This window comes from Wolbachia endosymbiont (group B) of Melanostoma mellinum, assembly GCF_947251465.1.
Lineage (GTDB): Bacteria > Pseudomonadota > Alphaproteobacteria > Rickettsiales > Anaplasmataceae > Wolbachia.
Map to the genome: position 1 here is coordinate 1,042,812 of NZ_OX366366.1, position 20,043 is coordinate 1,062,854.

The 20,043-nt window shown below is 34.7% G+C and carries 15 protein-coding genes and 1 tRNA gene; 7 read left to right on the top strand and 9 right to left on the bottom strand.

Annotated features, from left to right (window positions below):
* Positions 1-40 precede the first annotated feature (40 nt).
* Genes OPR42_RS04910 through uvrC form a run of 4 tightly spaced genes read left to right on the top strand, consistent with a single transcriptional unit; the run spans position 41 to position 5,596 of the window.
* Positions 41-799, top strand: a complete 759-nt coding sequence (locus tag OPR42_RS04910; RefSeq protein ID WP_265042017.1) for a phosphatidylglycerophosphatase — start codon at positions 41-43, stop codon at positions 797-799.
* Positions 800-843: 44 nt separating this feature from the next.
* Entirely contained in the window at positions 844-1,683 is an 840-nt protein-coding gene (locus OPR42_RS04915; protein WP_264374578.1) for a glycine--tRNA ligase subunit alpha, read from the top strand.
* 3 nt (positions 1,684-1,686) lie between these two features.
* A complete protein-coding gene (gene glyS / locus OPR42_RS04920) occupies positions 1,687-3,795 on the top strand; it encodes a glycine--tRNA ligase subunit beta (RefSeq protein ID WP_265042019.1) in 2,109 nt (702 codons plus the stop codon).
* Complete coding sequence (gene uvrC / locus OPR42_RS04925; RefSeq protein ID WP_265042021.1) at positions 3,779-5,596, top strand: excinuclease ABC subunit UvrC; 1,818 nt, start codon at positions 3,779-3,781, stop codon at positions 5,594-5,596. The genes glyS and uvrC overlap by 17 nt, the downstream gene beginning before the upstream one ends.
* Positions 5,597-5,607: 11 nt before the next feature.
* Here the strand turns inward: uvrC and OPR42_RS04930 are convergent, their stop codons facing one another.
* Positions 5,608-6,099 carry a Smr/MutS family protein gene (locus OPR42_RS04930; protein ID WP_264374581.1) on the bottom strand — a complete coding sequence of 164 codons (492 nt, stop codon included), beginning with the start codon at positions 6,097-6,099 and terminating at the stop codon, positions 5,608-5,610.
* A gap of 92 nt (positions 6,100-6,191) precedes the next feature.
* On the opposite strand from OPR42_RS04930, the gene rlmB reads away from it, so the two are divergent.
* Positions 6,192-6,959 (top strand): 23S rRNA (guanosine(2251)-2'-O)-methyltransferase RlmB, encoded by a 768-nt coding sequence (gene rlmB / locus OPR42_RS04935; RefSeq protein ID WP_264377652.1) that lies wholly within the window; start codon positions 6,192-6,194, stop codon positions 6,957-6,959.
* An 86-nt stretch (positions 6,960-7,045) separates the two neighbouring features.
* Here rlmB and tnpC (OPR42_RS04940) read toward each other — a convergent pair whose 3' ends face one another.
* Positions 7,046-8,398 (bottom strand): IS66 family transposase, encoded by a 1,353-nt coding sequence (tnpC, locus tag OPR42_RS04940; RefSeq protein WP_265042338.1) that lies wholly within the window; start codon positions 8,396-8,398, stop codon positions 7,046-7,048.
* 549 nt (positions 8,399-8,947) lie between these two features.
* Between tnpC (OPR42_RS04940) and tnpC (OPR42_RS04945) the strand changes: the two genes are divergently transcribed.
* The gene (gene tnpC / locus OPR42_RS04945; RefSeq protein WP_264330462.1) at positions 8,948-10,300 is read left to right on the top strand and encodes an IS66 family transposase; all 1,353 of its coding nucleotides are present in this window, start codon (positions 8,948-8,950) and stop codon (positions 10,298-10,300) included.
* Positions 10,301-10,347: 47 nt separating this feature from the next.
* On the opposite strand, the gene dapE is transcribed toward tnpC (OPR42_RS04945), so the two are convergent.
* Positions 10,348-11,544 (bottom strand): succinyl-diaminopimelate desuccinylase, encoded by a 1,197-nt coding sequence (gene dapE, locus OPR42_RS04950; RefSeq protein ID WP_265042023.1) that lies wholly within the window; start codon positions 11,542-11,544, stop codon positions 10,348-10,350.
* Positions 11,545-11,586: 42 nt separating this feature from the next.
* Here dapE and OPR42_RS04955 point away from each other — a divergent pair, with 42 nt between their 5' ends.
* Positions 11,587-12,843 (top strand): iron-containing alcohol dehydrogenase, encoded by a 1,257-nt coding sequence (locus tag OPR42_RS04955; RefSeq protein WP_007302109.1) that lies wholly within the window; start codon positions 11,587-11,589, stop codon positions 12,841-12,843.
* Positions 12,844-13,397: 554 nt separating this feature from the next.
* On the opposite strand, the gene OPR42_RS04960 is transcribed toward OPR42_RS04955, so the two are convergent.
* From OPR42_RS04960 to dnaE, 6 genes are all read right to left on the bottom strand, one after another.
* A tRNA-Met gene (locus OPR42_RS04960) sits at positions 13,398-13,469 on the bottom strand.
* Positions 13,469-14,761 carry an adenylosuccinate lyase gene (purB, locus tag OPR42_RS04965; protein ID WP_265042025.1) on the bottom strand — a complete coding sequence of 431 codons (1,293 nt, stop codon included), beginning with the start codon at positions 14,759-14,761 and terminating at the stop codon, positions 13,469-13,471. Before purB ends, OPR42_RS04960 begins: the two co-directional genes overlap by 1 nt.
* 236 nt (positions 14,762-14,997) lie before the next feature.
* Complete coding sequence (gene rplI, locus OPR42_RS04970; protein ID WP_010402757.1) at positions 14,998-15,552, bottom strand: 50S ribosomal protein L9; 555 nt, start codon at positions 15,550-15,552, stop codon at positions 14,998-15,000.
* Positions 15,553-15,555: 3 nt separating this feature from the next.
* Complete coding sequence (gene rpsR, locus OPR42_RS04975) at positions 15,556-15,834, bottom strand: 30S ribosomal protein S18 (RefSeq protein WP_010402759.1); 279 nt, start codon at positions 15,832-15,834, stop codon at positions 15,556-15,558.
* On the bottom strand, positions 15,834-16,607 hold the full coding sequence (rpsF, locus tag OPR42_RS04980) for a 30S ribosomal protein S6 (RefSeq protein WP_029237619.1): 774 nt from the start codon (positions 16,605-16,607) through the stop codon (positions 15,834-15,836). The genes rpsR and rpsF overlap by 1 nt, the downstream gene beginning before the upstream one ends.
* A 48-nt stretch (positions 16,608-16,655) precedes the next feature.
* A complete protein-coding gene (gene dnaE, locus OPR42_RS04985) occupies positions 16,656-19,976 on the bottom strand; it encodes a DNA polymerase III subunit alpha (RefSeq protein WP_265042027.1) in 3,321 nt (1,106 codons plus the stop codon).
* Between the last annotated feature and the right edge of the window lie 67 nt (positions 19,977-20,043).

Here is a 20,043-nt window from a genome sequence, read left to right on the forward strand (position 1 = left end):
TCAGTATTGTGAAAAATATAAGTCAAGTGTTAGTTAGGACATGGGGATTTTTTTTAAATTTTTGGGTAAGGTGCTAGGCAAGGTTTTTCCTGCCAAAATAGTAAGCTCTTTTTTAGGAGTAGGATATTTACCGGGTTGGCAGCATTATTGGTCTTCTTTTCTAATATTATTTATTACCGACATTATATTAATGCTTACATACGGAGGTGATTTTATACTATATAAAATGCCGAATTCAGGCATAGTTGTAGCTGCTATTTTTACCAAGCTAGCAATAGTTATGTTAGTGCTGCAATTAGTTGGCATATCTATTTTTCACACTCAAGATCCTTCAGCTAGCAGTGATGAGAATATAGTAATACAAATAGCATCAGGACAGGTGCTGACTGTTGCGCTTTCGATGCCGGCAATAATGTCAATTTATTATATTGTAAGTAAATTCTATCTAAGTATATGTAAAGCAATACTTCAATGTCCATTTTGGTTTAATGATCTTATGCATTTGTTCTTTTTCTTTATAATACCTTATTTATTTTTTAATATTGTAGAAGTAATAAAACCATGGCCGATAAGTACGATACAGCTTAGTTATAACAATGCAATATCAATCACATTTGAAGGGATTTTTCATGTGTTTTATGCAGTGATTTTATTGTACTTGACTGCATTTATATTCTGCGATCTGACTATGCATGATGCGATTGTTTTAAATAAAAGCATATTTGAGTATGTAAAAGAAAGTTCAATAGCCTTAAGTGACTATTTCCATGGCACTATTAAAAAAATAAGTATAGAATAGTACTTATTTGCTTATATATTCAGTTTAAAAGATATACAGTTTGCGTGAATCTACAGGATATAATAAAGGGATTACAAGATTTTTGGGCAGATGAAGGGTGTACTATACTTCATCCATATACGTCTGAAGTTGGAGCTGGAACACTACATCCCGCAACAATCATGTCAGCGATTGACGAAAAATCAACAAAAATTGCGTATCTACAGCCAGTAATCAGACCTGCAGACGGACGCTATGGCGACAACCCTAATCGTTTATATCAGCATCATCAATACCAAGTTATAATAAAACCATCTGGCAGCAATTTGCAAGATATTTACTTAAATAGCTTAAAAGCTCTTGGTGTATCGACAAAAGAATATGATATTAAGTTTATTGAAGATGATTGGGAAAACCCAAGTGTTGGTGCATCCGGTCTTGGTTGGGAGGTTACATGCAACGGAATGGAAGTAACACAACTTACTTATATACAGCAAGTGGGAGGTATTGACTGCAGAATAATTCCTGGTGAAGTAGCATATGGGTTAGAGCGTTTAGCAATGTGCATACAGGGTGTAGATAATGTTTACGACATAATGTGGAACGGTAGCGGTGCAACTTATGGAGATATTTTTAAACAAAGAGAGCGAGAGTTTTCTTACCTGGCACTTGATTATTATGATACTAAAGTAGTACAACAGCAGTTTGAGGATACAGAAAAACTGTGTAAATTCCTTGTTGAAAAAGAATTGCCGATAGCAGCTTATGACCAATGTATTAAAACGAGCCATCTACTTAATCTACTTGATGCAAGAGGTGTGCTTGGTGTGAATGAACGTACAGCCTATATTGGTAGAGTGAGAGAGTTAACAAAAAAATGCTGTGAATTATATAGAGCAAAGTAGAATATGTTGTCACAATTATTGTTTGAATGTCTTTCAGAAGAAATTCCATCAAGAATGCAGAATTCATCTGCAGCTCAGGTTAAGAGCTATATCACTAATGCTTTTAGTAAAAATAATGTGAAATTTGCATCTATAGAAGTTTATGTGACTGCACGTCGCATTGCTCTTTTTATTGATGGTATAAGTGCTTTGGAGCTAAAAGATTCTAACAATGAGATTAAAGGACCAAGAGTTAATGCACCGAAAAGTGCTATCGAAGGTTTTTTGAGAAAAAATCGGAAAGGTGAAGAAGATTTACTCATTCGCAAAGTAAATGATGAAGATTTTTACTTCATTAAGAGAGAAAGCTGCTTATTTAACATCAACGGGTTTCTCAAAAATCAACTGGAGGAAATGCTAAAAAACTTTTATTGGCCAAAGAGTATGAGATGGAGTGAAAGAAAAGAGAGATGGGTTAGGCCAATTAAAAATATTCTATGTATTTTAAATGACGAAATAATACCTATATCTTTTGCAGGGGTTACAGCATGCAACGTGACGTATGGTCATAGGTTTCTCTCAGGTGATGCAGTACTTACTGTTAAAACACCCAAAGACTATTTTGAATTGTTAGAAAAAAATAATGTCATTCTCCAGTTGGACAAAAGAAAGCAATTTATACTAGATCAGATTAATAAGTTTACAAAAGAGGAGAACTTACAACTTGAAAAAAATGATTATTTACTTAATGAATTGGCAGGGCTTATAGAGTGGCCAATAGTATTATTTGGTAAAGTAAAATCATCAGAATTACCGAAGGAAGTAATACTTAGTATAATTAATACGCAGCAAAAGTATCTTGCTTTAAGTGATGGACAGAAAATATCACATTTTGTTACTGTTGTAAATGTTAACAATAATGAAGTTGTCAAAGGTCATGAAAGAATATTAGAAGCACGTCTTGCTGATGCCCAGTTTTTGATATCTCAAGACAAGAAGGAAAACCTAGATTACTATGTCAAAAAATTGAGCTCTATTTCATTTCATGCTTCGCTCGGTAGCGTAGAAGAAAAAGTGAAGCGTATTATCGCTCTTTCAAAGTATATAGCGATATTTATTCCACATGCTTCATTAATTAAAGTTGAACGTGCTGCATATTTAGCAAAGGCAGATCTTGCAACGTTGATAGTGAAAGAATTTCCGGGATTGCAAGGAGTAATGAGTGGATACTACGCTTCTTATTTTCAAGAAGATAAAGAAGTAGTAGAAGCTATAACTGAGCACTATAAGCCAATTGGATCGGAGCAAGAATGTCCTAAATCTCCTACTGCGATTGCTGTAGCTATTGCAGACAAAATGGATAGTTTGGTTGGCTTAATTGCAGCAGGTGAGAAAATCTCTGGTTCGTATGATCAGTTTGGTTTGCGGAGAATGACAATTGGTATAATTAGAACAATACTTGAAAATAATTTGCATATTCCAATTAGATTGCTGATAGATAAGTCAGTATCTTTATGTTCAAGGCTTCTATTGAATAAAAATATAACTCCAGTTGATAAGCCAAGTGAAAAACAAATTTTAGAACTAGTATTTAAATTCTGCTTAGAAAGGTTCAAGATTATTTTAAAAAATAGAAATATAAGGCAAGATGTTGTAGATTCAATACTATATAAAGTCGATATTAATGATCTGCTGAAAGCGGAAAAGCAAACTGTGATATTGGATCGTTATCTTAGTACAAAAGAAGGTGAACAGGTTCTAAGCACTTATAAAAGAGCCAGTAACATGATGAGCAAAGTGAGAAAAAGTGATGGCACTACTTATAATGCATCTTACAGTAAGAAGTTTTTGATTGAAGATGAGGAGATTGCGCTATCAAATTGTGCTATAGCTGCTTGTAAAAACATCAAACAAGCGATAGAAAATAACGACTTTAATACAGCGCTTGATGAACTTGCTCGTTTTGCTCCGTTTATCAATCAATTTATGGACAGTGTAAAGATTAACTGTGATTCTAATGAGCTTAGAATAAACAGGTTATCTTTGCTTGCAAATGTTGTTTCTACCTTTCATTTAGTAGCAGAGTTTAACCTTATACAGGTTAAACAATTGATAAATGCTCAGGCAATATAAGGAACAAATCAAATCATCTCCACAATCCTGTGGCGTTTATAAGATGATTGGAGATAAGAGTAAGGTTTTATACATTGGTAAAGCAAAAAACTTGAAGTCAAGATTATCCGACTACCTTCAATTCGAAAACCTTTCTGAACGAATCAGAGTAATGATCTCACAGGTTATTAAGGTTGAAATATTCATCACTGAGAATGAAATCGAAGCATTGCTTCTTGAAGCACAGTTAATAAAATCGTTAAAACCATCTTATAATATTTTGCTTAGGGATGGAAAATCTTATCCTTATATAACAATTTCTAAGCATGATTATCCAAGAATAGCGAAATATAGAGGTAAGTTTAAGAAGAATGAGTTTCATTACTACGGCCCTTTTCCATCTGCCGCTGCTGTTAAGAACACTATATTATCATTGCAAAAAGCTTTTCTCTTAAGAGTATGTTCAGATCAATATTTCTCTTCAACAAAAAGACCATGTCTTGAGTATCAAGTTAAGCGCTGTTCAGCACCATGCGTAGATAAAATTACAAAAGATGATTACTGCAAATCAGTAAAACAAGCACAAGATACTCTGCTAGGAAGGAATAAAGAAGTGCAAAGACAGCTATTTTCTACAATGGAAAAGTGCAGTAGGGAGATGAACTACGAGCTTGCTGCTGTCTATAGAGATCGATTGAAATTTCTTCAGCAAATTCAAATGCAGCCAATGGATTTTTCTTTTGAAGAAGATGCAGATTTCTTCAGCATTGTACTTGAGGCAGACTTAGCATGCATTGGTGTACTATCTTTCAGAGATAAAGGTAACTATGGAAGCATTCCTTACTTCATTGAGAATTGTAGTGATCATCCAAATAATGAAATTTTATCCACCTTTTTGGTCAATTTGTATAATCCAGTTAATACACCACCAGCACAAATTTACGTTCCCGATTTTATTAAGGATAAGGAAATTATAGAACAAGCACTTTATGCTCTTACTCAAAAATCAATAAAAGTTTTGTATGCGAAAAATAGTAAAGAGCGTGATTTGTTGAATTTTATTTACAATAATTCTAAGCATAGCCTAGAGCAGAAGCTTACTGATTATAGAAATAACCTAGAAAAGCTCGAAGAGCTTAGGAAGATTTTCTTGTTACCAAATATTCCAAAGCGTATCGAAGTTTATGACAATAGCCATATATCTGGAAATCAACAGATTGGTGTGATGATTGTTGCAGGGCAGGAAGGTTTTTTAAAAAGTGAATACAAAAAATTTACTATAAAAGAAGAAATTTCAGGTGATGACTATAAAATGATGAGAGAAGTGCTGACTAGACGTTTCTCTGGCAATATAAAAGATATAATCCCTGATTTTTTACTGATTGATGGCGGTCCAGGACATGTTTCCATAGTGCAGAATGTATTGGAAATATTGAATATAAAAGTTCCTTTTGCTTGTATGGCAAAAGGTCATGATCGTAATGCAGGAAATGAAAGATTTTATGTGCCGAGCAGAGAAGAATTTACTCTAGCAAGTGACAGCAAGGTCATGCTTTATTTACAATTGCTGCGTAATGAAGCTCACCGTTTTGCGATAACTTCGCATAGAAAAAAACGCGATAAACAGTTTTTTGCTTCACAATTAAGTAAAATATCTGGTGTTGGCAGTAAAAGAAAGAAGGCACTCATGTCTCATTTTGGTTCGGTAGAAAACATAAGCAAAGCTTCTCTAGCTGAAATTCAAAACGTACCTGGAATTAGTAAAGGTTTAGCAGAAATCATTCTTCAACACGTGAATTCTAAGAAAGGTACTCCTAAATAGGTACTCTAAAATTAACCTTTATTTCTTCTTAATAAGACATAAAAAGCTCCTTTGCCACCATGTTTTTTTATGGCTTGCTGATAGTATAAGATCATATTTCGAACTTTTGTGTCATTCAACCACTTATTTAAGCTATTCTTTATAGTGTCTATTTTATCTGTACTATTACCATGCCCCGTAATTACCAATAAGCACCTATTCCTTGCTTGATAATTTTTGATAATAAAATCTATCAATTTACAATAAGCATTATCTATACTATAGCCATGCAAATCGAGTTTATCGCTTATAAAATATTTGCCTCTATCGATCTTTAATTTTGTATTGTAGTCAAGACAAAATGATGAATCACCATTATCGGTATTAAGAAAATTTTCTTGTAAGCCAGAGATACCTTTATCAATCATAGATTTTATATTTACTTTGTGATCAACTTTCAAAGTAACTTTGCCACATTCTATTGGCTTAACATTTTTTTGCCAATCTAACTCATCGTCTGACATAAATTCATTAATTGAACTGCATAATTTTACAATAATATATAAACACAGTAAAATATTGCTTACTCTATAAAAATCTGATTTTTAATAATGAGATGAAATCATCAAAAGCTAATGAAAACTGTTGGATATATGGAAAGCACACTTGTATTTCAGCATTAAGAAACAAAAATAGGCGGTGTATAGAACTGTTAGTAACAGAAAATTTCTACAGAGAATTTGAGAAAGAAATTAAACAATGTGCAGATAGTAAGGGCATTAAAGCTCGACTGGTAGAGAACAAAATGTTCAATGATGTTTTACCCAAAGGTGTAAATCACCAAGGAATTGCTTTAAAAGTTACTCCTATTTTTCACAGCTTAAATATTGAAGAAATAGCTGAAGGTTCAGGTGAAAACTCTACTATAGTCATTTTAGATCAAATTACTGATACACACAATATAGGTTCGATTTTAAGAACCTCAGCTTGTTTCAACATTGATGCATTGGTTTTACCACATCACCATTCGCCGGGCGAAAATGCATCTATCGCAAAAGCAGCAAGTGGAGCACTGGATATTGTCCCTCTAATATACGTTACAAACATAGTAAAGACGATGGAGTCTTTAAAAAAGATAGGCTACTGGTGTTATGGGTTTGATTGCAATGCAAAGGAAAATATAGATGAAATAAAGAATTTTGGGCAAAAAAGAGTAATTGTTTTTGGTTCTGAAGAGAAAGGAATGCGGAGACTAGTTAAAGAAAATTGTGATTATCTTTTAAAAATCCCAATGTCAAACGTAATTAACAGTCTAAATGTTTCAAACGCAGCAGCAATAGGACTATATTCCATTTACATTAAAACAAAAATCACTGCAAATTAGTTGCAATGAAAAATATACTTCTTGCCTGTTATCAAGACCGTTGGAATCTAGAAAAAAGAATGCCAGTATCCGTTCAGAGGTGTGGTTTAAGAAACAACAGCTAGCAGGTTTTGAAAAGGGTTTAATTCCTTTTGTTTCCAAGTCAGATACAACGAAATTATCCGCTCAAGAAATCTATTCCCTCGCTCTGACTGTGCAAAATATGAATTCTTACGATAGACAACATAATGCCGTATCTGTCGCTCAACATGGTTATTCGTTAATGGAATATTCTCTGGGTCATCCAAAAATGTCCACATCATTGACTCGGATTTTATAATACCCTTTACCGTTCGTGAAGCTCCTTTTGCTTCAAGTATATAAGATATTTTTATCATGCAGTACTGTATGTATCTTCGTAATTCTTTAGCTTGCTTAGTGAACTTTGAAATACTAATTTCATTTTCTGACAAAGCGTTTTTTAATACAAACAATCCATTAGCTGCGTCTTTTAAACAATGGCTAAGTCTCATTACTTCACTATTCCAACTATGAGATAACCTCTCGAAATTTCTCAATAAGTGAGCCCAACAAATTTGTCGTTTTTCATCACTGAAGTGGTTGTAAACTGCATATCTGTCAGTAATTACCAGGTTTTTGTAATCACAAAATGCACTATTCTTTAAAAATTTCATTCCTCTTGTATCTGCTAACTTCATAAGACTTGCTTTATTGTTGGCAAACATCCAGCACCATCCCAATTTGCCTTTGTTGTAGTGACTGGTTTCATCAATATGCAAAATTTCGCTTGCTTTTATTTCTTCCTCTATTTGTTCATAGGCTTCTTTACATTTTGACGAAACCCTTGCTTCACTATTGGACACACTACCAACACTTATACTCATGTTAAAGATGTCTTTCATAATATTCGCTATTTCTCGCTTTGAATTCTTATAAAACCCACTTAGTGATGCAACTACTGACTTAACTCTAGGACCAAAGGTATCCGGTGTAACTCCTTCTGGTAATTTGCTACTCCTTCTTTTTCCGCATTTACGACAGCGACCATGTTCTAATTGATACTCAACTACGTAAGGCTTAATTTCTGGTAAATCAACTTTTTGATAGACATATGGTTTTTCCGATATTGCGATTTCTTCACCACACTCGCATCTATTTGGTAACTCTACCTTCACCACCTCATCTGCTTCCATTTTAGCTCGGCAATTCCCCTTATGTCCAACTTGACCACCTATCTTCCTGCCGCCCTCTGACTTATCTTCTGGTGTGTCTTTTTTTATTTTGTACAGCTCTTTTGAACTTGGTAAAGATGAATTCCTTGAGTTTAAGCCGAGTCTCTCTCTTAGTTCAGCATTCTCTATTTCTAAGATTTTATTTTTTTCTTCAAGCTTTGCTACTTTCTGCTCTAAGTTTTTACATAACTCTACAATACTGATCAACAATTGAAGCATCTAGCCTTACTTTACTATCAACATTTTGTGTTATTACTACTTTAATATATTATGTCAATTGTTTTTTATCCTTGCCACACCTCTGAACGGATACGAATGCCATTTTAGCTTCACATGCACAGCTGGAAGATGTCATCCCAGTGCGTGACACTGGGATCCAGTTAAATTTGCGAGTATAAAAGTAATGTTAAAATATAACGTTTCTTATGATGATGGGAAAATGGATGCCAGTGTCTGGGCACTGGCATGACATCTTCCTACAGAATAATGTTCGTACAGCTGTGTATCACATGCTGTAATGACAACAGTAAATGACATAGCGAGATATCATCTACTGGCACTTACATTACCAATCCCAAGAAAGAGGTGAACTTGAATCTGTTGGAATCTCGAAGGATGGCTGTGACACTATCTCTTTTATCTCATTTTTAGTATCCGTTCAGAGGTGTGGCAAGGATAAAAAACAATTGACATAATATATTAAAGTAGTAATAACACAAAATGTTGATAGTAAAGTAAGGCTAGATGCTTCAATTGTTGATCAGTATTGTAGAGTTATGTAAAAACTTAGAGCAGAAAGTAGCAAAGCTTGAAGAAAAAAATAAAATCTTAGAAATAGAGAATGCTGAACTAAGAGAGAGACTCGGCTTAAACTCAAGGAATTCATCTTTACCAAGTTCAAAAGAGCTGTACAAAATAAAAAAAGACACACCAGAAGATAAGTCAGAGGGCGGCAGGAAGATAGGTGGTCAAGTTGGACATAAGGGGAATTGCCGAGCTAAAATGGAAGCAGATGAGGTGGTGAAGGTAGAGTTACCAAATAGATGCGAGTGTGGTGAAGAAATCGCAATATCGGAAAAACCATATGTCTATCAAAAAGTTGATTTACCAGAAATTAAGCCTTACGTAGTTGAGTATCAATTAGAACATGGTCGCTGTCGTAAATGCGGAAAAAGAAGGAGTAGCAAATTACCAGAAGGAGTTACACCGGATACCTTTGGTCCTAGAGTTAAGTCAGTAGTTGCATCACTAAGTGGGTTTTATAAGAATTCAAAGCGAGAAATAGCGAATATTATGAAAGACATCTTTAACATGAGTATAAGTGTTGGTAGTGTGTCCAATAGTGAAGCAAGGGTTTCGTCAAAATGTAAAGAAGCCTATGAACAAATAGAGGAAGAAATAAAAGCAAGCGAAATTTTGCATATTGATGAAACCAGTCACTACAACAAAGGCAAATTGGGATGGTGCTGGATGTTTGCCAACAATAAAGCAAGTCTTATGAAGTTAGCAGATACAAGAGGAATGAAATTTTTAAAGAATAGTGCATTTTGTGATTACAAAAACCTGGTAATTACTGACAGATATGCAGTTTACAACCACTTCAGTGATGAAAAACGACAAATTTGTTGGGCTCACTTATTGAGAAATTTCGAGAGGTTATCTCATAGTTGGAATAGTGAAGTAATGAGACTTGGCCATTGTTTAAAAGACGCAGCTAATGGATTGTTTGTATTAAAAAACGCTTTGTCAGAAAATGAAATTAGTATTTCAAAGTTCACTAAGCAAGCTAAAGAATTACGAAGATACATACAGTACTGCATGATAAAAATATCTTATATACTTGAAGCAAAAGGAGCTTCACGAACGGTAAAGGGTATTATAAAATCCGAGTCAATGATGTGGACATTTTTGGATGACCCAGAGAATATTCCATTAACGAATAACCATGTTGAGCGACAGATACGGCATTATGTTGTCTATCGTAAGAATTCATATTTTGCACAGTCAGAGCGAGGGAATAGATTTCTTGAGCGGATAATTTCGTTGTATCTGACTTGGAAACAAAAGGAATTAAACCCTTTTCAAAACCTGCTAGCTGTTGTTTCTTAAACCACACCTCTGAACGGATACAGTTTTCTTCTCTATGCAACTGCACCTCAAGCTAATAATGGACCATCAGGCGTATTACCAATTACATTGATCTGGTTTAATATTTTATTAGTGGGGTAAAAATAATTTTTTATAAACTCCTTATATATAGCTGTTAATTTATGTATATCGTCTATTGATACGCATTCATTTACCTGATGTGCGGTTTTGTTGATCATACCAAATTCAATTACTGGACAAATATCCTTAATAAACGCAGCATCAGATGTGCCACCATTTGTACTCAGCACAGCATCAATGCCGGTAATTTTATTTATCGCATCAAGCATAATATCAGTATTTCTATCAGGAATAGAGAGAAAAACGTTTCTGCTGCTCTGCATAGACAGTTTATAATCGTTAGTTACACTAGAGCATATTTCATCAATCAGCTTATATAAGCCGTCAAGCGTCTGTATGTTGTTATATCGAATATTGAAACCTGCTGCTATTGAGCTAGGTATTAGATTATTAGTATTATTTCCAACGTCGATAGTAGTAATTTCGCAATGTGAAGGCTGAAAATATTTATTACCAGTATCAAAAGTGGTATCTTTTATCTTACTTAGTATCGATACCATTTTATATATTGGATTATCTGCTAGATCTGGGTAGGCAACGTGCCCTTGTTTACCATGGCAAATCAATTTAAATGTTGCAGAACCTCTTCTACCTATTTTTATGGTATCACCTAATTTCTCACTACTCGTTGGTTCTCCAACTATACAAAAATCTATCTTTTTTTGCTTACTTTTCATCCATTCCAAAACTTCCTTTGTTCCATGTTCTTCCGCGCTTTCTTCAGCACTGGTAATCAATGCACTGATTGAACCACTGAATCGAAACTTACCTGCAACTGAATCTACCATAGCAGCAATAAATGCAGCTACTCCGCCTTTCATATCAGCTGCTCCTCTTCCGTATAGCATTCCATCTCTAACTTCTGGCTTAAATGGATCAGATATCCAATCTTTTAACTCACCTGGTGGTACAACATCAACATGTCCAGCAAAACACAAGTTTGGTACTCCATTTATATATTTCGCATAAAGATTTTTAACTTTATCACCAAACTCTAAAATCTCACATTCAAAACCACTTTTCTTGAGAATGGCTGCTATATGCTCTATTGCCCCATCGTCTTTTGGTGTTATACTTTTAAAAGAAATTAATTTCTTAGTTAGTTCTACAGGGTCAATCTTCATACCAATCTTGAAATACTAACATTACCGTATTGTAAACATTCTATGCGATATTTAAAACAAATATTACAGCACACAGAACAAGTTCTTATTAGGGAAGTTGCTGATAATATCTATGAAATATGTAGACAATATGGAAATGACATTTTTCTGATTGCAGATGAAAATACAGCAAAACTTTTAAACAAAAACATACTTAATAAAGTTTCTCATTTAATTATTCCAGCCACACCTGTCATTCCAGCGCGTGACTATGATGGATCGCAGTGTCACGCTACTTGGATGACACCAAATAGACTGAACAGAGCTGCTTCTCTCCAAGCTGTAAACCTAGTTAGAAATAAAGCAAAAGATAGTGACTTAATGGTTGCATTTGGCAGTGGCACTGTTAATGATATCTGTAAGTACGCAAGCTATTTAGAAGGCAAAGACTACATATCCTTTCCAACAGCTGCTTCCATGAATGGATATAGCTCTGCAAACGCTTCAATATTAGTTGATGGATATAAAAAATCGTTCGGAGCACATCTTCCAAAGGCAATATACATTGATACCGATATAATTGCCAACGCACCACTACGCCTCACATTAAGTGGATTTGCAGATTTCATCTGCCGTTCAACAGTACAAGCCGATTGGCTATTATCTCATCTATTACTTGGCACAGAATATAATGAACTCCCCTTTAAACTTGTTCGCAATCTGGAGGAAATTTTGCTCAGAGAACACTTGGCACTTGCTAAAAAAGATAAAAGAGTAGTTTTATTACTTATGGAAGCCTTATTGATTTCAGGACTCGGAATGGTGATGTCAAAAGGCAGTTACTCTGCAAGTCAAGGAGAACATATGATAGCTCATGCAATTGAGATGGTAACACAGGATTATTCCTCCTCGTTACATGGGGAAAAAATTGCTGTGACAACGATTACCATGGCTAACTTGCAAGAGGAGATATTGTCAATACGAAACCCGATTACCAAACCGATCACTTTAGATGTAAAACATATAACTCAGTGCTTTGGTAATACCGAATTTATAAAAATTCTAAAGCAGAAGCAAATGATGCAGCAAAAAATTCAAGAGATTATTTGCAAAGAATGGAGTAATATTTCTAGTTTAATTAAGCAAAATTTACTATCTGCAAAACACCTGCAGAAAGTATTTGAAGATCTATCAATTCCGTACTTACCGGAGCATCTTAATTGGAACAAAGAGCAATATTGCAAGGTAGTCAATCTTACATTTGCAACAAGAGATAGATTCACCTTTCTTGACCTGGCTGGTTGTATAGAAAAAAGTTAGATTTTGTGTATTCGTTCAGTAGGGTAGCAAAATAAGATAGACAAAAACACAGTAACAAATGGTGTCATGCAAGTAGCTATCCAGCCTTTCTTAACAACAAAAACTTAGCATGACTTTTGTGCTCAAAAAACTTCTGGATTCCAGCATCAAGTGCTGGAATGACATGGTAAAATATTATTCAAGTAGCCTCTGTCCCAGTACCTATTCGGTGTCATTCAAGTCAACTCTTTTCTTGTTATCCCAGTGCCTAGACACTGGGATCCAGAAAACTTCACTTTAAATGAGTGCATTAGATTGTCTTTATATAGATGCCAGTGTCAGCTACTCGGATGAAATTCATTTAGTTGTCTTTTCTCATCTACCTTACCACTTTCTTGAACGGATACCATTAGCCATTCCCCTGAATAGATACAACAAATGTTGTATCTTTATCGCTTCACATACATTATTCCATATACTATATGAACAACTGAAAAAAAACTTCAGTTAATTGACAATGAATCACGTTATTTTGTCAAGTGCGCTGCTATCGCCAAACCATAGCTTAGCTTGAGTGGCTGAGGAGGGATTTGAACCCCCGACCAAGAGATTATGATCCTCCTGCTCTACCACTGAGCTACTCAGCCTAATTAAAAACCTTGCTATATATGTAATCTATATGTTTCATATAATACTTCAAATCAAACAAAGACTCAAGTTTTTCAGAGTCAATAATTCCATGCAAGGATTTATCTTGTTTCAATTCGAACAGAAAATCACTGTTATCTTGCTTTACTTTCATTGCATTATTCTGAACAATTTTATATGCCTCTTCCCTCGCCAAACCAATATTTACCAACTCGAGTAATACTCGTTGTGAAAAAACCAAGCCTTTTGAAGAATTTAAGTTCTTTTTAATGTTTTCCTTATTGATCACCAATTTATCTATCAAATCTGTTAATCGTACTAAAGCAAAATCCATTGCTATACAAGCATCAGGAGCAATGCATCTTTCCACAGACGAGTGCGATATATCTCGTTCGTGCCATAATGCAACATTTTCTAATGCAGGAAAAACATAGCTGCGTATTAAGCGTGAGAGCCCAGTCAAATTCTCACTTAAAATAGGATTACACTTATGCGGCATAGCAGAACTTCCCTTCTGACCAGTGGAAAAATACTCAGAAATTTCTCCAACTTCAGTTCTTTGCAAGTGACGTATTTCAACGGCAATATTCTCTATTGAACTTGCAATCACTCCTAAAACTGAAAAGAATATTGCGTGTCTATCACGAGGAATGACTTGAGACGATATGGTTTCAGGTATAAGTCCCATTTCTTTCGCTACATACTCTTCAACAAACGGATCAACATTTGAAAAATTACCTACTGCACCTGATATTTTACAAATCGAGATCTCTGTTTTCGCGCTAATTAATCTCTGATAATTGCGTTTAAATTCAGCATAAAATCTAGCAAATTTTAATCCAAGAGTTGTTGATTCTGCATGCATTCCATGACTGCGCCCAACACAAACAATATTTTTATAGTCCTCAGCCTTTTTTTTCAGTGCTGCAAGTATATTTTTTAAATTTTCGAGCAAAATATCACATGATTCCTTTAACTGAACCGCAAGGCATGTATCTAAAACGTCAGAACTTGTCATTCCATAATGAAGATAACGAACATCAACTCCCGCTTCTTCAGCAACATATGTTAAAAAAGCTATAACATCATGTTTTACAATGGATTCAATTTCGTTAATACGTTCAATATCAAATTCAATAACATCAGAGAGCTTCTGAGCAACACTATTTGGAATCACTCCTAACTCTGCTTGAGCTTCACACGCTAATTTTTCTATTTTGAGCCATATATTAAACTTATTTTTTTCTTCCCAAATGGAAGACATTTCTTTGCGGCTATAGCGTGGGATCATTTTTGATTTATTCCAATAATGGTGTCATTCCAGTGCATGACACTGGAATCCAGATATAAAAGTATTTGCAAATTATTCAATGGACAACGGATTCTAGAAGCATAAAATAATGTCCATGATGAAATAAACTGGATCCCAGTGTCACGCACTGGGATGACATGAGGGGAGCACTGGGATGATACCAGCTTAGCAATGGAAGACATTTCTTTACGACTATAACAAGGGATCATCTTTGATCAGCTATCATCACCATCAGTAGCTTCTTTACTCGCATCTTGCTCTGCCTCTTGTTGCTCAGATTTCTGATTTTGCAACTTTACTTGCCTCAATTCATGTGCATCTTTTTCAGATCTTACAACGTATATAGTAATTGGAACTATCACTTTACTATGTAATTCTATATTTACTTGATACTCGCCCAAATTTTTGATACTTATTCCACCAAAAGATAAACTATGATGACTTATATCATATCCTTCTTGTAATAAAGTTTTTGCAATTTCACGTGTGGTTACAGAGCCAAAAATCTTTCCATCCTCTGAAGCTTGCTTTATTAATATAATAAATTTATCATGCAGTGATGATGCAAGCACTTTTGCTGCATTTAATTTTTTGATATTTTCTTCTTCCAATAATAAACGCTGTTCCTCTAACTTTATTAAATTTTCCTTAGTGGCTTTCATCGCCTTTTTTTGTGGAAAAAGAAAATTACGTGCATAACCTGGCTTAACTTTGACAACTTCACCAAGCTTACCTAAAGTTGTTATATTTTCCTTTAAAATTATTAACATAAATTACCTAACTTTTTTAGTACAGTAAGGAGCAAGAGCTAAAAAGCGTGCTCTTATAATTGCTAAGCGCAACTTTCTTTGTTTTCTTGCGCACACACCTGTTAACCTTCTAGGTAATATTCTACCATAGTCAGAGGTGAATTTGGACAATAAATCTATATTCTTATAGTCTATGTCCTCATCTTTAGATGCAGTAAGAGGACAGACCTTAGGACGCCTAAAGCCAGTTCTGTTATTTACAGACACGTAAGAATTATTAAAACTATTTCGTCTTTTCATCATTATGCACTTTTCTCCTCAATTTGTTTATCCAGCATGTAAGATTTACCTTTAAAAAACTCATTAACCCGTACAGACAAGTGGCGAATAATATTCTCATTCAGTTTTACTCTACGCTCAAATTCATCCATAATGCTTGAAGTAAAACTTATACACATCATACAGTAATGACCACTTTTCATCTTATTTATTGGGTATGCAAAATCCAATAGACCCCAATATTCATATTTTATCAATCCTGAAGCTTCAATATTTTTCAAAAGCACTTCCAGCGTTTTACTCAATTGATTTGAGTCTACTATTTTAAAACTTTTTAAAACCTCTTGAAGGGGCTTTATTAGATGTTGTGAAATATTTTCCTTAAAAGCATTTACTACATTATAGATAAATGCACTTTTAGTGTTAGCTCCTGGAAGGTCCATAAAATTTTGTTTTATTCCCGTATCACTTAGTTCATTTTTCAATTCTTTATCGATTCTTGACTTTATTTCTTTTAAATTTGAAAAATCTTCTTCCAATTCAACCCATAAAATTTTTGTCAGAGTTTCCAAAAAATCAGAGTAAACAATCAGACTTTTTTTAATGCTTTCAGTACTTGCCTCTAGCTCTTGTTTTGTAACTGTGCTATGTTCTCTTTCTATGAGACCTTTAACCTCCTGAGAAATAACATCTGCTTTAATATTTTTCAACAAAATAGCCAATTCTTGGACCATTTCTTCTACTTCTTGCTGCAATAAGTTCGGTTGTGCTATAAAAGTAAATTCATAGAGATTCACTATATCTTCCTTTAATATCAATTAAACACTTTATTATATAAAACTTTTTTATATAAGCAAGTTATTTGTATTAATTTCTACGCCTTCAATCCAACTTAAGTGAGATATTTCATAAATAGCTTGGGGGGTGATTGAATATGTACCTGGCAACAAGATGCTGACTTTATGTTTTTTGAGAAGAAACTTTAGCATTATTTTGGTTTTGCCTCCATTTTTCAACACTGAATTCAACTCCTCAGCAACTTTTTGCGAGTCTGCACATACAGCAGTTAAAACTAATCCTTTCATTAGAGAAGTAACCTTTTCTGTAAATTCAGATATGTCCTTTCCTGATAGTCTCGTTGTGTTTTCTGAAATTTCAAGATCAATTATCACAAATGCTCCAGGTGAAAATAGATTCCTTTTTTCTTCTATTATTTCATTATTGTAGAATGCTATTTCAGAAACATTGTGGGGATCAGAAAGTGTTAGGATAACAAATCTTCCACGTTCTGAGGTTCTCATACGCACATTTAATATTACACCAGCAGTTTTTATCGTCTTACTCTCTCCGATAAACCCAATATTTAATTTTTTCAAGAGAGTTCTAAACTTTTCAAGTGGATGATTAGTTAAGTAAAATCCCAATGAAAATAACTCATGCTCTAATTTTTCCTCTTCATTAAAATCTTCCACGTTCTCAAGTTTTGGCTTCAGAATATCAAGATTACCAAATAAAGCAGCTTGATTTGACTGCCTATTTTTATTTGCAAAGTAAATCAATGTGTCTATTGACTCGTATAACTGCTTTCTATTTTTGTGCACACTATCGAAAGCTCCAGATTTAATTAAGCTTTCTAGCGCCCTCTTATTTATCATATGACCAGAATTTTGAATAAATTCCCATATGTCCTTATAAGGTGCATTTACTATTCCTTCTGCTGTAGCAAAACCAACATTACGCAAAGCAGCAATTCCGTAGCGTATGTGCTCACCCTCTATTGAAAATTCAGCCTTAGATTTGCTGATATCAGGCGAAAGAACAGCAACTCCACTGAATTTTGCAGCATGATAAAACAAATTCAGTTTGTCTCTATCATCAATGTTGAGATTCATCAAGGCCGTAAAAAATTCTAGCGGGTAGTTAGCCTTAAGGTAAGCTGTTTGGTAAGATATAATCGCATATGCTGCAGCGTGGGATTTATTAAATCCATAACCAGCAAATTTTGCAACAAGATCAAAAATATAACTTGCCCTGTCGTAATCAACACCGTTTTTTGTTGCTCCTTGAACAAAAAGTTCACGTTGTTTATCCATCTCTGCCTTAATTTTCTTACCCATGGCACGTCTGAGTAAATCCGCCTCTGCTAAGCTATATCCAGAGAGAATACGCGCTATTTCCATTACCTGTTCTTGGTAGATTATTACTCCGAATGTTTCTTTTAACACCTCCTCAAGCAATGGATGAATGTAATCTGGCTTTTCAAGTCCATGCTTTCTTGCAACATAAGTTGGAATGTTATCCATAGGCCCTGGGCGATAAAGAGAAATTAAAGCGATGATATCTTCAATGCAGTCTGGCTTTAGTTTGATTAAAGCTTCTCTCATTCCCGAACTTTCAAGCTGAAACACTCCGATTGAATCACCTCTTGAGAGCATTTCATAGGTTCTTTGATCAATCAAAGAAACCGAGGAAATATCAAATTTTTTTTCATCACGATTAATTAAACGACATACATGATCTATTAGTGTTAGCGTACCAAGTCCAAGAAAATCAAATTTTATTAACCCAGCTTTCTCTACATATTTCATGCTGTATTGAGTGATTGGCAGAGCCGAATTTGGATCATAATAGACGGGAACAAAATTTTCTAATTTTTGATCGCATATTACAATTCCAGCAGCATGAGTTGAAACGTGACGATATATTCCTTCGAGCTTTAGTGATATATCAAGAAGCTTTGCAATTACCTCATCACTATCTCGTTCTTTCTGTAGGTTTTGATCAAGCTCTATCGCTTGCGATAAAGTTACAGGATTTACTGGATTAAATGGAACCATTTTAGATATTTTATCCACTTGAGAGTAAGGCATTTGCAATACTCTACCAACATCACGCAATACTGCCCTTGCTTGCAATTTTCCAAAAGTGATTATTTGAGCAACATAACCGTACTTTTTCTGAACATAATCAATAACCAGGTCCCTTTTCTCTTGGCAGAAATCGATATCAAAGTCAGGCATCGATACACGATCAGGATTTAAAAATCTTTCAAAGATCAGACCAAACTTTATTGGATCAAGATCTGTAATTTGTAAGCTCCAAGCAACAATCGATCCAGCACCAGAACCTCTTCCCGGTCCAACTGGAATGCCATTTGCTTTGCTCCAACGAATGAAATCAGAAACTATCAAAAAGTAGCCAGCGTAGTTCATCGAAGTTATTACGCTTAGTTCGTAATTCAGCCGATCGTAGTATTGTTTAAGGTCTATGTCCGTTTCATTTGCAATGCGGAATTCTAATCCTGCAACTGCCTGCTCCCTCAGTTCTTCATTCTCAGTTTTATTTTCTCGACAAGGAAATTTAGGCAAGATAGGCTGCCTGCTTCTTGGCATGTAAGAGCACCGCTTAGCTATCACTGAAGTGTTATGAATTGCTTCGGGAATGTCGCTGAACAGTTCCTCCATTTCTGCCACAGATTTGAAGTAATGCTCGGTAGTTAACTTCTTTCTGTTATTCTCCAGGGCATAACTGCCCTCTGATATGCACGTTAATATGTCATAAGCCTCATAGTCAGACTTATTTGGAAAAAACACATCATTCGTTGCAACTAGTGGTATATTGCGCTGATAAGCAAAATCTATTAAAGCTTCTTCAAGCTCTAGCTCTTTATTCAGCCCATGACGCTGCAATTCAACATATAAATGACCATCGAATGCTGAGAGCAGTCTTTTTATCGTTTCTTTATCTTGCTTCAATAACAGTTGAGCCAATATGCCGTCATATCCACCAGTTAAGGCGATTAGGCCTGAACTTAAATTTAATAGCTCATCAAAATCAACGTAAGGAATATCGCTGTTATTCTTGCACTTTTTAAAAGACTCACTCACCAAGGTGACTAAATTAGTGTACCCTTGTTCATTTTTTGCAAGTAGCAGTATTGATAAATTTTGTTCTAAGTGTCGAACGATAATATTGCATCCTATTATTAGCTGTATTCCCCTACTTGCTGCATATTCTGCAAATTCAAGTGAGCCAAATAAGTTACCTGAGTCAGTAACTGCAACTGCCGGCATTTTGTTCTGCAAACAAAGACCAATCAGCTCCTCAATTTTAACCGAACTCTCAAGCAGAGAATAAACGCTATGAACACGCAAGTGTATGAACATAAAAAACTTTAGATTAGCAATAAAAGGATAACATTAATTTGCTCGTAGGGATATGAAAAGGTCTAAC